Annotated in this window: 13 protein-coding genes; 4 read left to right on the top strand and 9 right to left on the bottom strand. The window is 64.7% G+C overall.

What is annotated here, in order from left to right; translation table 11 throughout:
- Window positions 1–31 precede the first annotated feature (31 nt).
- The 6 genes from FJ946_RS15255 to FJ946_RS15230 form a co-directional block, all read right to left on the bottom strand.
- Window positions 32–313, bottom strand: a complete 282-nt coding sequence (locus tag FJ946_RS15255) for a hypothetical protein (protein WP_140564983.1) — start codon at window positions 311–313, stop codon at window positions 32–34.
- A gap of 238 nt (window positions 314–551) precedes the next feature.
- Window positions 552–1,553: an Ldh family oxidoreductase gene (locus tag FJ946_RS15250; RefSeq protein WP_140564982.1), complete on the bottom strand. Its 1,002-nt coding sequence runs from the start codon at window positions 1,551–1,553 to the stop codon at window positions 552–554.
- Between the two features lie 96 nt (window positions 1,554–1,649).
- Complete coding sequence (locus tag FJ946_RS15245; protein WP_140497262.1) at window positions 1,650–2,459, bottom strand: ABC transporter permease; 810 nt, start codon at window positions 2,457–2,459, stop codon at window positions 1,650–1,652.
- Window positions 2,459–3,124, bottom strand: coding sequence for an ABC transporter permease (locus FJ946_RS15240; RefSeq protein WP_140556911.1), 666 nt, complete (start codon window positions 3,122–3,124; stop codon window positions 2,459–2,461). Before FJ946_RS15240 ends, FJ946_RS15245 begins: the two co-directional genes overlap by 1 nt.
- Window positions 3,125–3,384: 260 nt before the next feature.
- Entirely contained in the window at window positions 3,385–4,185 is an 801-nt protein-coding gene (locus FJ946_RS15235) for a transporter substrate-binding domain-containing protein (RefSeq protein WP_140512875.1), read from the bottom strand.
- 53 nt (window positions 4,186–4,238) lie between these two features.
- Window positions 4,239–5,054, bottom strand: coding sequence for an ABC transporter ATP-binding protein (locus FJ946_RS15230; RefSeq protein WP_140497256.1), 816 nt, complete (start codon window positions 5,052–5,054; stop codon window positions 4,239–4,241).
- A gap of 211 nt (window positions 5,055–5,265) precedes the next feature.
- On the opposite strand from FJ946_RS15230, the gene FJ946_RS15225 reads away from it, so the two are divergent.
- From FJ946_RS15225 to FJ946_RS15210, 4 genes are all read left to right on the top strand, one after another.
- Entirely contained in the window at window positions 5,266–6,138 is an 873-nt protein-coding gene (locus tag FJ946_RS15225) for a dimethylarginine dimethylaminohydrolase family protein (protein WP_140525839.1), read from the top strand.
- Window positions 6,108–6,779, top strand: a complete 672-nt coding sequence (locus tag FJ946_RS15220; protein ID WP_140497252.1) for a TetR family transcriptional regulator C-terminal domain-containing protein — start codon at window positions 6,108–6,110, stop codon at window positions 6,777–6,779. The genes FJ946_RS15225 and FJ946_RS15220 overlap by 31 nt, the downstream gene beginning before the upstream one ends.
- Entirely contained in the window at window positions 6,779–8,359 is a 1,581-nt protein-coding gene (locus tag FJ946_RS15215; RefSeq protein ID WP_140556907.1) for a 5-guanidino-2-oxopentanoate decarboxylase, read from the top strand. Before FJ946_RS15220 ends, FJ946_RS15215 begins: the two co-directional genes overlap by 1 nt.
- Window positions 8,360–8,571: 212 nt before the next feature.
- Window positions 8,572–9,279: an SDR family NAD(P)-dependent oxidoreductase gene (locus FJ946_RS15210; RefSeq protein WP_140497248.1), complete on the top strand. Its 708-nt coding sequence runs from the start codon at window positions 8,572–8,574 to the stop codon at window positions 9,277–9,279.
- A gap of 111 nt (window positions 9,280–9,390) precedes the next feature.
- Here FJ946_RS15210 and rpsA read toward each other — a convergent pair whose 3' ends face one another.
- From rpsA to aroA, 3 genes are all read right to left on the bottom strand, one after another.
- Window positions 9,391–11,088: a 30S ribosomal protein S1 gene (rpsA, locus tag FJ946_RS15205; RefSeq protein ID WP_140497246.1), complete on the bottom strand. Its 1,698-nt coding sequence runs from the start codon at window positions 11,086–11,088 to the stop codon at window positions 9,391–9,393.
- Window positions 11,089–11,291: 203 nt separating this feature from the next.
- On the bottom strand, window positions 11,292–11,942 hold the full coding sequence (cmk, locus tag FJ946_RS15200) for a (d)CMP kinase (protein ID WP_140564981.1): 651 nt from the start codon (window positions 11,940–11,942) through the stop codon (window positions 11,292–11,294).
- A 263-nt stretch (window positions 11,943–12,205) separates the two neighbouring features.
- Window positions 12,206–13,564, bottom strand: coding sequence for a 3-phosphoshikimate 1-carboxyvinyltransferase (gene aroA / locus FJ946_RS15190; RefSeq protein WP_140564979.1), 1,359 nt, complete (start codon window positions 13,562–13,564; stop codon window positions 12,206–12,208).
- Window positions 13,565–13,572 lie beyond the last annotated feature (8 nt).

Here is a 13,572-nt window from a genome sequence, read left to right as displayed (position 1 = left end):
GGCCGACGGAGCGGCCTGACCTGAGACGGTATCAGGAGGGCGTGAAGCAAGTACGCCCACCCCAGCCCTGGACATCCGACATGGTGCCACCGACCTTCTTGCAGGCCGCGATGAAATCGGTGCTGCAACTGGCGAATTTCGCGTGACCGTTCTTGCAATAGTGGTCCTCGGTAGCGCCGCCGCCCGGCGCGGCAATGACGCCTGGACTGGACGGCTTGACCGGCGCGCCCTTCAGGTTGGCCGCCTGGGTCGCGCCCATGAACGAGCCGAGGAGAAGGACTGCGGTCAGAATGGTTGTCTTGGTGCTGGTCATGGTGGTATCCTTTCATTGAGGTTGGGCTTTCCGGGACGCGAAGGGCATGCCTTGGCGTGGAGCAGGTTTCGATGTGACTTGCTGTTCCCCCGGTCTGAATCGGGCAAGCTCATCCTGCCCTGGACAGGCATTGGTCGCCCCGACGCTCGAAAAGGTTCAGACCGCGCGCGAAAAAAACACGCATGGCCATGCCGCGGGCAGGCGCCGGCAGCTGATGAGCTGAAAAGAAGAATTTATTTCAGGCCGAATAGCGCTCGGCGAATTCGGAAATGCGCTGCACCACGGCCTTGGAGACCTTGATGCCCCGTGCCGCGGCCTTCTCCGCCGCCTCGGCCCGGGAGCGGCCCGGTATGTGCACGCCGTAGCGCCGGCGCAGCCGGTCGAGCTGATCCTTCATCCGCTGCTCGAAATCCGGATCGAGCAGCTTGGGCTCGACGGCCAGCACGAACAGGCCGGTGCCGGGATTGTCCGGGCCGCCGGTGAACCAGGGCGCATCGAGCGACCAGTTTGCCCCCGACAGACCCGCCGCCAGCACCTCGACCATCAGCGCGATGTTGGCGCCGCGCTGGCCACCGAAGGCGAGCATGGCGCCCTTCATGGCTGCGGCCGGATCTGTAGTGGGATTGCCGCTGGCATCGAGCGCCCAGCCTTCGGGGATCTTCTTGCCGTCCTCGGCCGCCTTGCGGATATTGACGAAGGCGGTGGCGCTCGACGACTGGTCGATGACCAGCGGCGGGCCGTCGGCGGCGGGTGCGGCGAAGGACATCGGGTTGGTGCAATAGACCGGCTTGACCGAGCCCGAACCGGCAAGCACGGCGGGACCGTTGGTGGCAGCGAAGGAGACCAGCCCCTGCGCTGCCAGCCTTCCGGTAAAGTAGCCGAGGGCGCCGCATGTATAGGCATTCTTCTGCGAAAAGATGGCGACGCCGAACAGTCTTGCCGCCTTGGCGAGATCGTCGAGCGTGCGGTCGAAGCCGGTATGCGCCAGCCCGCCTTGCGCATCGGAAAGATAGACTGCGAGCGCCGGCCGGGTGATCACCGGCTCGGCATTGCCGTCGATGCGGCCGGCCTCCAGCGCTTCGAGATAGTCGATGAAATGCGACAATCCGACGGTCGAGAGTCCTTCTGCCTCGGCCGATATGATCGAGGCGGTGAGCGATTGCGCCGCTTCCTCGTTGGCGCCCGCACCCAGCGCCGCCATGCGGCACAGCCCGGTTGCCTGTTCGAGACTGAGTTGCATGGCGACTGCCTTTAGTGAGTGGTGAGTAGTGAGTAGTCAGCATTGGGTGGTGGCGGCTAGCCACTTCCTACTCACCAATCCCTACTCACTAGGTCCCTAGCCGATCTTGTTCGGAATCCGCGCCTCGATCCTGCCGAAGGCGAAGACCAGAATGCCGGTGATCGCCATATAGATCAAGGCAAGCAGCAGCAAGGGCTCATAGGTGAGGTAAGTGTCCTGTCTGACCTTCGACGAAACGGCGAAGATGTCGATGACGCTGATGGTCGCCACCAGCGGCGTCGATTTCAGCTGCAGCACGGTTTCCCCCGTCAGCGTCGGCAGCGCCCGGTAGAAGGCCTGCGGCAGCCAGATACGCCGGAAGATCTTCCAGCGGCTCATGCCGAACGCACGTGCGGCTTCGAGCTGCCCCTTCGGCACGCCGGCAAAGGCGCCGCGCATCACTTCGCCCTCGTAACCCGCGAACGAGAGCGTCAGCGCCAGGACGGCGTAAGGCCATGCCTGCCTGAGATAGGGCCACATCCAGGATTCGCGGATCCACGGATATTGCGGAAACAACGAACCCAGCCCGTAATAGAGCAGCCACAGCTGCAACAGCAGCGGCGTTCCCCTGATGACGGTGCAGAAGACCTTCGCCGGCGCCGCGAACCAGATCGGGCCGCCAGCCTGTGCCAATCCGACCGGCACGGCGATCAGGAAGCCCAACAGACAGGTGACGGCCAGGATCCACAACGCGCGCCAGATGCCGAGCAGGGCCAGGCCGTAATATTGCGGCAGCCAGTCCCAGCGCATGAAGAACGCCGCGGACAGCACCAGCCCGAGCGCAATCAGGATCAGGACGATGCGATGCGGTTGCAGCCAGAGCGAGGCGCGAGCCGCGCTGTTGATGATGGCCGCTTCGCTCGCCATCAGTGTGCTTCCTTGATCGAAGGCATGCCGCGCCGCGCCCATTTCTCGACGCGACCAAGAATGAGGTTCGAAAACAGCGTCACGGCCAGATAGAGCATGCCGGCCGCGAGATAGAATATCAGATAGGCCTTGGTGACGCCCGCCGCCTGCCGCGTCGCCAACGTCAATTCGAAGAAGCCGACCACGGCCAGCAGCGCCGTATCCTTGGTGGCGATCAGCCACAGATTGGCGAGACCTGGAATGGCGAAGGGCAGCATTGCCGGCAACGTGATGCGCCGCAAGAGAAGGCCGGGAGACATGCCGTAAGCGCGGGCAGCTTCGATCTGGCCTTGCGGGACGGCAAGAATGGCGCCGCGTATGACCTCGGTCGAGTAGGCACCCTGGACGAAACCGAGCACCGCGATGCCGGCCACCAGCCCGCTGATGTCGACGCGCTGATAGCCCATGGCGGTCAGCATCTGGTTTATCAGGTCGGTACCGGCGTAGTAGAGGAGCAGGATCAGCACCAGTTCCGGTACCGCGCGCACGATGGTCGTGTAGACCGCCAGCAGGTCGCGCACCACGGGGCCGCCATAAAGCTTGCCATAGGCACCGCCGGTTCCGATCAACAGTCCGACGATCGTGGCGCCGACGGCGATCTCAAGCGAATGCAGCAGCCCAAGCATGAGCGTCCCGCCCCAGCCGACGGGCGCGGGCGACAGGAGTTCGATGATGCCGGCCGCAGAGGCCGGAAGAAATGAATCGATCAGCTTCGCCCCCGGATTGCTGGCTCAATCCGCCGGCGCAAGCCGCCGGCGGCAAGGGTGCGTGGGAAAGGTCGGGTTGGAGGACTTGGCGTCAGTGCCTTGTCTTCCAGCCCATGCGATGGTCGTCAGTCCGACTGCGTGGCACCGCCGCGTCAGTCCGGCTGCATGGCATCGCCACGTCAGTTCGACTGCGCGCCGCTGCCACCATATATGTCGAAATCGAAGTATTTCTTCGAGATCTCGTCATACTTGCCATTGGCGCGGATCGCCTTGATGCCGGCGTTGATCTTTTCCTTCAGCTCGGTGTCTTCCTTGCGCACGCCGGCGCCAACGCCCGGTCCGAGCACTTCGTCGTCCGGAGCCACCATGCCCTTCAGGTCGCAGCAGGCCTTGCCCTGGTCGGTCTTGAGGAACTCGCCAAGCGCGATGGAATCGGCCTGCACCGCATCGAGGCGCCCGGCGGCAAGGTCGTTGTTGGCCTCGTCCTGCGTCTGGTACTCCTTGATCTCGGATGCCGTGGCGCCGAAATGCTTCTTGGCGTAGACGGCATGCACGGTCGATACCTGGACGCCCAGGATCTTGCCCTTGAGATCGTCCGGCGCGGAGCCGAATTTCTGGTCCTTCGGTCCGATGATCGCCGTCGGCGTGTTGTAGTACTTATCCGAGAAGTCGATCGTCTTCTTGCGTTCGTCGGTGATCGACATCGAAGAGACGATAAGGTCGATCTTCTTGGTGGTCAGCGCCGGGATGATGCCGTCCCAGGCGACGGGCGTGATGACGCAGTCGAGCTTCTCCTCGGCGCAGACGGCGTCGATGAACTCGATCTCCCAGCCGACCCATTTGCCCGAAGCATCCGGCGAGGTGAACGGCGGATACGGCTCGGCGGCGATGCCGATCTTGACCGGATCGGCCTTGGCCACGCCCATGGCGGCGACGCCGAGCAGCAGCGCTGCGGCGAACGTCTTCAGAACAGTCTTCATTTCACGACTCCCAGTTTGTTGTTGGTTCCCGGTTTTCTTCCGCCCTCGGTTTGCTAGCCGATGTTGCGAATGAATTGCTTGAGCCTTTCGGATCTGGGCGCGCCGAAGATCTGCTCCGGCGGGCCTTCCTCCTCGACCAGTCCATTGTAGAGATAGACGACATGCGTCGCGACCTCGCGCGCGAACTTCATCTCGTGGGTGACCAGCACCATGGTGCGGCCTTCGCGCGCCAGGTCGCCGATCACTCTCAGCACCTCGCCGACCAGTTCGGGGTCGAGCGCCGACGTCGGTTCGTCGAACAGCATGACGCGCGGATTGATTGCCAATGCGCGAGCGATCGCGGCGCGCTGCTGCTGGCCGCCCGATAGATAGGCCGGATAGACGTCCCGCTTTTCGGCGAGGCCGACGCGGACGAGCAGCTTTTCGGCCTGGGCGATCGCCGCGTCGCGCTTGACGCCCAGCACATGCACGGGAACCTCGATGACGTTCTCGATCAGCGTCATGTGGCTCCACAGATTGAAATTCTGGAACACCATGCCGAGCTTGGAGCGGATGCGTTCGATCTGCCTGCGGTCGGCCGGCACGGTATGGCCGTGGCTGTCCGCCTTCAGCTTGATCTCCTCGCCATTGACGCGAATGATGCCGCTGGTCGGATTCTCCAGGCAGTTGATGCAGCGCAACAGCGTCGATTTGCCTGAGCCCGAGCCGCCGATGATGGCGATGACCTCGCCGTCGCGCGCCGACAGCGAGACGCCCTTCAGCACATGCAGCTCACCGAATTTCTTGTGCAGGTTCTCGACGTGGATGGCTTCGGCGGCGCCATTTTGCGCCTCACCGGATGGGGCTGCGGCAACTCCCGCCGTGCTCAACAGGTGACCTCCGTGCAGTCGATGGCAGCTCGTCGAACGTCTACCCGGCTAATCAACATACGCTGTACTGCCCCGCTCCAGACTTCAGCATGGACCCAACAGCGCGAGCCCGTCAATCCCGCTCATTACGGCACTTGCGGCCTTGTTGTGCAAGTGTATAAATAGCCTTTCATGAAATTTTCTCGATTTTTTTCAGCTAAAAAGGGCACCGATGAGCGCTTTCGGATCACAGTCCATGGCGGCGACGCTGCGGCGCGTGCTGATGCGGTCGGCGGCCAACGCCATGCGCGACGCCGACAGATCTGCCTGGCACTATGGCCCGGGGTTCAATCCGGCGAAAGCTGCCTCGCAGCACGCGGCCCTTGCTGAGTTGGTAGCGGCTTCCGGCGCTGAAATCGAATGGATCGAAGACAAGGCCGACGGACTTTCGGATTCGGTGTTCACGCACGACCCATCGCTGATGACCGGTCGCGGCGCGCTGATCCTGTCCATGGGTAAGCCACTACGCGCCAGGGAGCCCTCGCTGCATGAGGAAACCTACACAAGGCTGGGCATTCCGATCCTCGGCCGCGTCGAGGCTCCTGGTCAGGTCGAAGGCGGTGATTGTGTCTGGGTGGACGCCCGCACGCTGGCGATCGGGCGCGGTGTCCGCTCCAACCAGGAAGGCATCCAGCAGGTTTCCAACCTGCTGACGCCGCTGGGCGTTTCCGTCTACGGCTTTGATCTGCCGCTGTGGCAGGGCGAAGAGGCGTGCCTGCACCTGATGTCGGTGATCAGCCCGTTGGCCGACGACCTCGCGCTGGTTTATTCGCCGCTTTTGCCGGCCCCGTTCTATCAAATGCTGAAGGCACGCGGCATCCGGCTGGTCGAAGGCGATGCCGAGGAGTTCGCTGCTTCCAACGGCCTCAGCCTTAACGTACTGCCGACTAGCCCGCTCAAGGTCATTGCCGTTGCAGGCTTTCCCAAGACCAAGGCCGCGATGGAGGCCGCGGGCTGCATGGTTGAAGTCTTCGAGGCGGATGCGCTCTGCATCGCCTGCGAAGGTGGGCCGACATGCCTGACGCGGCCGATCCTGCGCCAATGAATGCGCCATCCCGCCGCAAGTTTCGTCGCGAGGGCGAGGAGCGGCGGCGGCAGGATCTGATCGAGGCGACTCTGGACAGCGTGGCCGAACATGGGCTGCAGGGCGCCACCTTGCGCACCATCGCATTGCGTGCCGGCGTCACCGCGGGGCTGATCCGGCACTATTTCCCCGGCAAGGAAGAACTGCTGCAGGAGGCCTATACGGCACTGGTCGGCCGCATGACCGAGCAGGCGAAAGCAGCATTGGTCATGGAAGATGCCTCGCCGCGGCAACGCCTTGCGGCTTTCGTCACCGCCAACCTCAACGCGCCGATCATCGACGCGCGGGTTTTTTCGCTCTGGGCAACCTTCATCGGCCGCGCCGGTGCGGATCCGACCCTGGCCCGTGCCCACCGCGAAGGCTATCTCGGCTTTCGCAACGAGGTGGAGGCGGTTGTGGCCGAAGTGCTCGCCGCCGAACAGTGCAAGCCGGACGCAAGCCAGTTGCGCCACCATGCCATCGCGATCAACGCGATCATCGACGGACTCTGGATCGAAGGCTGCCTGGCCGGCGAGATGTTCTCGCCCGGCGAATTGGCGGCGATTGGGATCAAGGCTGTCGAAGCCGAGCTCGGCCTCGAGCCGGAAAGGGGAGAACACTAATGACCACCATTGGCGAAGCGTTGATATCACTGCTCGAGGCGCATGGCGTCGACACCGTGTTCGGTATTCCCGGCGTCCACACGGTCGAGCTTTATCGCGGGTTGGCGCGTTCGAGGATCCGCCATGTCACGCCGCGCCACGAGCAGGGCGCGGGCTTCATGGCCGACGGCTATGCGCGCGCCGGCGGCCGGCCGGGCGTCGCCTTCGTCATCACCGGCCCGGGTCTGACCAACACCATCACCGCCATGGCACAGGCGCGCGCCGATTCGGTGCCGATGCTGGTAATCTCGGGCGTCAACGCCACGCCGACGCTTGGCAAGGGCCTGGGCTTCCTGCACGAGCTGCCGGACCAGCGCGGCATGATGGAAAAGGTGGCGCTGTTTTCGCAACGCATCACCGAGGCCGGCGAACTGCCCGGCGCGCTCGCCCGTGCCTTCGCGCTGTTTTCCTCGTCGCGGCCGGGCCCGGTGCATATCGAGATTCCGACCGACGTCATGGTCAAGCCTGCCGATGGGATCGCGGCGGTGCTGAGCAATGCCGCGCCACCGGCTGCCGGGGCGACGGCCATCGCCGCGGCGGCCAGCCTTTGTGCGGCGGCTCGGCACCCGCTCATCCTGGCCGGCGGCGGCGCCAAGCGCGCCGAGGATGCGCTGCGGCGCCTGGCCGAAAGGCTGGGCGCGCCGGTCGTCGAGACGACCAATGCGCGCGGCCTGCTCCACCGCCATCCGCTCTGCGTACCGGCCAGTCCCAGCCTGAAAGCCATCCGCGCGCTGATGGGCGAGGCCGATCTGGTCATTGCCGCCGGCACCGAGTTCGGCCCGACCGATTATGACGGCTATGGCGATGGCGGATTTGTCCTGCCGGCCAATCTGATCCGCATCGACATCGGCGCCGATCAGCTGGCGCGCCGTCCGGCGACGGTGGCCATCCAGGCCGACTGCGCCGAGGCGATCGAAGCCTTGCTTGCCGCGCTCGGCTCGGTCGACGCGGGCAGGCAGGACGGGAAGAACCGCGCCGCGGCGGCGCGAAAGGCGGCTCGCGCCGAACTGACCCCCGTCCATGCGGCGCAGGTCCATGCGGTGGAAGCCATCCGCGACGCCCTGCCGGGCGCGATCATCGTCGGCGACTCCACCCAGCCCGTCTACGCCGCCAACCTCTATTACGATCACGACCGGCCGGGCGGCTGGTTCAACGCCGCCACCGGCTTCGGCGCGCTGGGCTACGGCCCGCCGGCGGCGGTGGGCGCGGCGCTCGCCATGCCCGACGCGCCGATCGTCTGCCTCACCGGCGACGGTGGCTTCCAGTTCACCTTACCCGAGCTCGGCGCGGCGCTCGATGCCGCGGCACCCGTTATCTTCGTCGTCTGGAATAACAGGGGCTATCGCGAGATCGAGACTTCGATGCTCGACGTCGGCGTGGAACCCGTCGGCGTGTCCCCGGCACCGCCGGATTTCTGCAAACTGGCCGAGGCCTATGGCATCGGCGCCGAACGGATCGCCGATACCGGCGCCTTACCACTCGCGCTGAAGCGCGCCCGGGCAACGGGGTTGCCGCGCGTCATCGAAATCACGGTCGAGTGAAGCTTCACGCCGGCGTCGATTTTCCTACCTGCATCGTGGTCATTCGCCGGCTTGGCTTTTGCGCGGCAACAATCGCCGCTGCCCGACACATGCAAAGACGCGACGGCTGCCATGTCGAGATATCAATTGAGTGATCGCACGAAAGGCGCGACGCTTCGCGTCGGCGCGGCGAAACAAGCGACATAATCAAAAAAAGACAGGAGCGGTCCAGGATGACGGAAACACTTCAGGGCAGGCACATCGTTGTGACCGGTGGGACCGGTGCGCTCGGCGGCGCGGTCGTCGGCAAGCTGCTGGGCGAGGGCGCGGTCTGCCATGTGCCGAACGCCCATGCCGCGGCACCTTCGCATTTCCCTTTCACCACACACGAGAACGTCAGGCTGGCACACAATGTCGACCTGTCGGACTCCGCCAAGGTCGAAGCCTTCTATGCCCAGGTTCCCGCCCTGTGGGGATCGATCCATCTGGCCGGCGGCTTTGCCAAGGCGCCTGTGGAGAAGATCGAATCCGCCTCCTTTGCCGAGATGATGGATACCAATGCCCGCACCGCGTTCCTGTGCAGCCGTGCGGCGGTGCGCTCGATGCTGGCGGCGGGCACCGCCGGCCGCGTCGTCAATGTCACGGCACGCGCCGGGCTCGATCCGCGCCGCGGCTCGGGCATGGTCGCCTATGCCGCCTCCAAAGCAGCGGTCGCGGCGATGACGGTGGCGATGGCGGAAGAGCTGAAGCACCAGGGCATCCTGGTCAATGCGGTGGCCCCCTCGACGCTCGACACGCCGGCCAACCGTGCCGACATGCCGGATGCCGATTTCAGCAAATGGGTCAGCCTTGAAGCGGCGGCCGAGGCCATCGCCTACCTTGCCTCGCCCGCCAACCAGGCGATGAGCGGCACGCTGGTGCCGCTCTACGGTCGCGCATAACGCGCATAGTTGACTTCGACGATCCTCGGGCTGCGTCCGAGTTTCCGACAAAGAAAAACCCCGCCGGATCGCTCCGGCGGGGTTTTGTTTCGGGCCTGTGCGAAAGGGCGATTAGCTGCCCTGCTTCTTCAGCGCGGCGCCCAGGATGTCGCCCAGCGAGGCGCCGGAGTCGGTCGAGCCGTACTGGGCGACCGCTTCCTTCTCCTCGGCGATTTCCAGCGCCTTGATCGAGACCTGCAGCTTGCGGGTCTTCTTGTCGAAGGCGATGACGCGGGCGTCGACCTTCTGGCCGACGGTGAAGCGCTCGGGGCGCTGCTCGTCGCGGTCACGGGAAAGGTCGGAGCGCTTGATGAAGGTCTCGATGCCGCTTTCCACCAGCCGCACTTCCAGACCGCCATCCTTGACGCCGATGACCTCACAGGTGACGACGGCGTTCTTGCGCAGCTCGCCTGAAGTCGCCGCTTCGCCAACCGTGTCGCGGGCCAGCTGCTTGATGCCGAGCGAGATGCGCTCCTTCTCGATGTCGACGTCGAGCACCTGCGCCTTGACCATGTCGCCGCGATTGTACTCCTCGATCACCTGCTCGCCCGGACGGGTCCAGTCGAGGTCGGAAAGGTGCACCATGCCGTCCACGTCGCCTTCCAGGCCGATGAACAGGCCGAACTCGGTCTTGTTCTTGACCTCGCCCTCGACCTGGCTGCCGACCGGATGGCTGCGAGCGAAAGCCTCCCACGGGTTCTCCAGCGTCTGCTTGAGACCGAGCGAGATGCGGCGCTTGGCCGGATCGACTTCGAGCACCACGACATCGACTTCCTGCGTCGTCGACAGGATCTTTCCGGGGTGCACGTTCTTCTTGGTCCACGACATTTCCGAAACGTGGATGAGGCCTTCGATGCCCGGCTCCAGCTCGACGAACGCGCCGTAGTCGGTGATGTTGGTGACGGTGCCCTTGATCTTCTTGCCGATCGGGAACTTGGTGCCGATCTCCGACCAAGGATCGCTCTCGAGCTGCTTCATGCCGAGCGAGATACGATGCGTTTCCTGGTTGATGCGGATGATCTGCACCTTGACCGTCTGGCCGATGTTGAGGATCTCGGTCGGATGGTTGACGCGGCGCCATGCCATGTCGGTGACATGCAGCAGGCCGTCGATGCCGCCGAGGTCGACGAACGCACCGTAGTCGGTGATGTTCTTGACCACGCCTTCGACAACCTGTCCCTCTTCGAGGTTCTGCACGATTTCCGAACGCTGTTCGGCGCGGCTCTCCTCGAGCACGGTGCGGCGCGACACCACGATGTTGCCGCGGCGGCGATCCATCTTGAGGATCTCGAAAGGCTGCGGGTTGTGCATCAGCGGCGAGACGTCGCGGATCGGGCGGATGTCGACCTGGCTGCGCGGCAGGAACGCCACGGCGCCGTCGAGGTCGACGGTAAAGCCACCCTTGACCTGGTTGAAGATGACGCCTTCGACGCGCTCACCCTTGGTGAACTTCTCTTCGAGACGCACCCAGCTCTCTTCGCGGCGAGCCTTCTCGCGCGACAGCATGGCTTCGCCAAGCGCGTTCTCGATACGCTCGACATAGACTTCGACCGTGTCGCCGACCTTCAGGGTGGATTCCTTGCCCTTGGCGCCGAATTCCTTCAGCGGCACGCGGCCTTCGACCTTGAGGCCGACGTCGATGATGGCCATGTCCTTTTCGATCGCGGTGATCGTGCCCCGGACAACCTGGCCCTCGCCGGAATGGCCGGCGGTGAATGATTCTTCGAGCATGCTCGCGAAATCGTCGCGAGAGGGATTTGCTACAGACATTGTTTCTCCTGGAATACCCCGCATCTTTAGCGGGGCGTGCGCCGTGGGTTAGCGTTGCGTTGGCCTGCCGGCGTTCCGGGCAAAGAGCCCTTGGCCGCTTAAGGCGGCAAGTCCGGCGCATGAAGAATGCTGGCAGGCTGGTTCGTGCCCGATATGGGTATTTCCTTCGCCTCCAGCAACGGAAGCACGAGGAAAAACCCGGATCAGGCCTTGTTTCCCTTGGACAGCACGTCGTCGATGACAGCTCTGGCCGCGAGAAACGCGGCTTCTATAGCCATTTCGCTGGTATCAAGCAAGTGCGCGTCGGGGGCAGGCTTCAAGGGCGAGTCGGCGCGGCCCATGTCACGCTCGTCGCGGCGCCGGATATCGGCGAGGATTTCGGTGAAATCAGCCGTGCCGCCGATGCTCTCGATCTCGGCCAGCCGGCGTCTTGCCCGCACTTCGGCGCTCGCGGTCACATAGAGTTTGATGTCGGCATCGGGGCACACCACGGTGCCGATGTCGCGACCGTCGAGCACGGCGCCCGGGGGGGATTTGGCAAACTCGCGCTGTTTCTCCACCAGGATGCGCCGCACGGTCGGAAACACCGCGACCTTCGAGGCCGCTTCGCCAACAGCATGCGCCGACAAGACGGCCCGGTCGAGCTTCGCCATGTCAACCTGACGTGCTGCCGTTTCGGCCGCCGAGACATTGTCGAGCGGCAAGCCAAGCCGCAGCAAGGCATGGGCGACGGCACGGTAGGTGAGGCCGGTGTCGAGCAGGTTCAGTCGGTAGTGATCGGCCAGACGCCGGGCGAGGGTGCCCTTGCCGGCTCCGGCCGGACCGTCGATGGCGATGGTGAAGACGTGTGTCATTGGCAGGCCAGCATACCTGAAACCGAACAGCGTAGCGGTCCGGAGAGAGCTTGCGATCCGTCGCGCCCCCCTCTGTCCTGCCGGACATCTCCCCCACAAGGGGGGAGATTGGCAGTTCCGACGCCTCGCTCACTTCTGCAACGCGGGCGATTTGCGAAGGCCGCTGTGACGGCTGATCTCCCCCCTCGTGGGGGAGATGTCCGGCAGGACAGAGGGGGGCGCTGTCCTGCCGGCATTTCAGTTTGGCCCCAACCCATCAACTCTCACCCGATCTCCGCCCCAAGCCCCGTCATCAGGCTCATGAACTCCGGGAAACTTGTCGCGATCATGTTGGCGTCGTCGATGGTCACCGGCTCCTCGGTCGCCAGCCCCATGATCAGGAAGCTCATGGCGATGCGGTGGTCGAGATGGGTCTGCACGGTCGTGTCCGGGCCATTGGGGTGGCCGCCGAGCCCCTTGCCGCCGGGCTTTCCGCGCACCGCGAGCGATGCCTCACCCTCTGTGCAGTCGACGCCGTTGAGCTTGAGCCCATTGGCTACCGCCGACAGCCGGTCGGATTCCTTTACCCTGAGTTCCTCCAGCCCCTGCATCAGCGTCTCGCCCTCGGCGAAGCTGGCGGCAACCGCCAGCACCGGATATTCGTCGATCATCGACGGCGCCCGTTCGGCCGGCACGGTGACGCCCTTGAGTTCGGAGTAATGCACGCGCAGGTCCGCGACATCCTCACCGCCGGCGTTACGCGGGTTCAAGATCTCGATCTGCCCGCCCATCTCCTGCAAAGTCAAAAGCAACCCGGTGCGGGTCGGGTTCATCAGCACGTTTTCGATCACGATCTCGGAACCCGGCACGATCAGCGCGGCCACCAGCGGGAAGCCGGCCGAGGATGGGTCGCCCGGCACAGCGATCGTCTGGCCGGTGAGCTTGCCCTGGCCCTCGATGAAGATATGGCGCACGCCGCGCTCGTCGGTCTCGACCGACAAATTGGCGCCAAAGCCTTTCAGCATCTTTTCGGTGTGGTCGCGCGTCATGACAGGCTCGATGACGGTGGTGATGCCCGGCGTGTTGAGGCCGGCGAGAAGCACCGCCGATTTCACCTGCGCGGAGGCCATCGGCACGCGATAGGTGATCGGGGCGGCATGCTTTGGTCCATGCAGCGTGATCGGCATGCGGTCGCCGGGCGTTGCCTTCAGCACCTGCACGCCCATCTGGCGCAGCGGCTCCAGCACGCGGCCCATCGGCCGGCCTGACAAGGAAGCATCGCCGATGAAGGTCGTTTCCATGTCATATGTGCCGACCAGCCCCATGGTCAGCCGCGAGCCGGTACCGGCGTTGCCGAAGTCGAGCGGCCCTTCCGGCTGCAGCAGCGCGCCGTTGCCGGTGCCGCGGATCACCCATTCGTCGCCGCGCTTCTCGATATGTGCGCCCATCGCCTTCATGGCGGCGCCGGTGCGCATCACGTCCTCGCCTTCGAGCAGGCCGGTGATGCGGGTCTCGCCGGAGGCGAGCCCGCCGAACATGAAGGAGCGGTGCGAGATCGACTTGTCGCCCGGCACGCGCGCCGTACCGGAAAGCGCTTGACATTTGCGGGCGGTGGCCGGCTTGGAAGCGGCGGCGTGAGACATGGAATTTC

The sequence above is a fragment of the Mesorhizobium sp. B2-4-7 genome (assembly GCF_006442685.1).
Classification (GTDB): Bacteria; Pseudomonadota; Alphaproteobacteria; order Rhizobiales; family Rhizobiaceae; genus Mesorhizobium.
The sequence above is the reverse complement of the archived record's forward strand: the minus strand, read 5'-3'. Positions and strand labels throughout refer to the sequence as shown.

Excerpts from the sequence above, each read along its gene's own strand:
- FJ946_RS15255 (WP_140564983.1), bottom strand. The coding sequence starts at position 313 with ATGACCAGCACCAAGACAACCATTCTGACCGCAGTCCTTCTCCTCGGC.
- FJ946_RS15250 (WP_140564982.1), bottom strand. The coding sequence starts at position 1,553 with ATGCAACTCAGTCTCGAACAGGCAACCGGGCTGTGCCGCATGGCGGCG.
- FJ946_RS15245 (WP_140497262.1), bottom strand. The coding sequence starts at position 2,459 with ATGGCGAGCGAAGCGGCCATCATCAACAGCGCGGCTCGCGCCTCGCTC.
- FJ946_RS15240 (WP_140556911.1), bottom strand. The coding sequence starts at position 3,124 with ATGCTTGGGCTGCTGCATTCGCTTGAGATCGCCGTCGGCGCCACGATC.
- FJ946_RS15235 (WP_140512875.1), bottom strand. The coding sequence starts at position 4,185 with ATGAAGACTGTTCTGAAGACGTTCGCCGCAGCGCTGCTGCTCGGCGTC.
- FJ946_RS15225 (WP_140525839.1), top strand. The coding sequence starts at position 5,266 with ATGAGCGCTTTCGGATCACAGTCCATGGCGGCGACGCTGCGGCGCGTG.
- FJ946_RS15220 (WP_140497252.1), top strand. The coding sequence starts at position 6,108 with ATGCCTGACGCGGCCGATCCTGCGCCAATGAATGCGCCATCCCGCCGC.
- FJ946_RS15215 (WP_140556907.1), top strand. The coding sequence starts at position 6,779 with ATGACCACCATTGGCGAAGCGTTGATATCACTGCTCGAGGCGCATGGC.
- FJ946_RS15210 (WP_140497248.1), top strand. The coding sequence starts at position 8,572 with ATGACGGAAACACTTCAGGGCAGGCACATCGTTGTGACCGGTGGGACC.
- rpsA (WP_140497246.1), bottom strand. The coding sequence starts at position 11,088 with ATGTCTGTAGCAAATCCCTCTCGCGACGATTTCGCGAGCATGCTCGAA.
- cmk (WP_140564981.1), bottom strand. The coding sequence starts at position 11,942 with ATGACACACGTCTTCACCATCGCCATCGACGGTCCGGCCGGAGCCGGC.
- aroA (WP_140564979.1), bottom strand. The coding sequence starts at position 13,564 with ATGTCTCACGCCGCCGCTTCCAAGCCGGCCACCGCCCGCAAATGTCAA.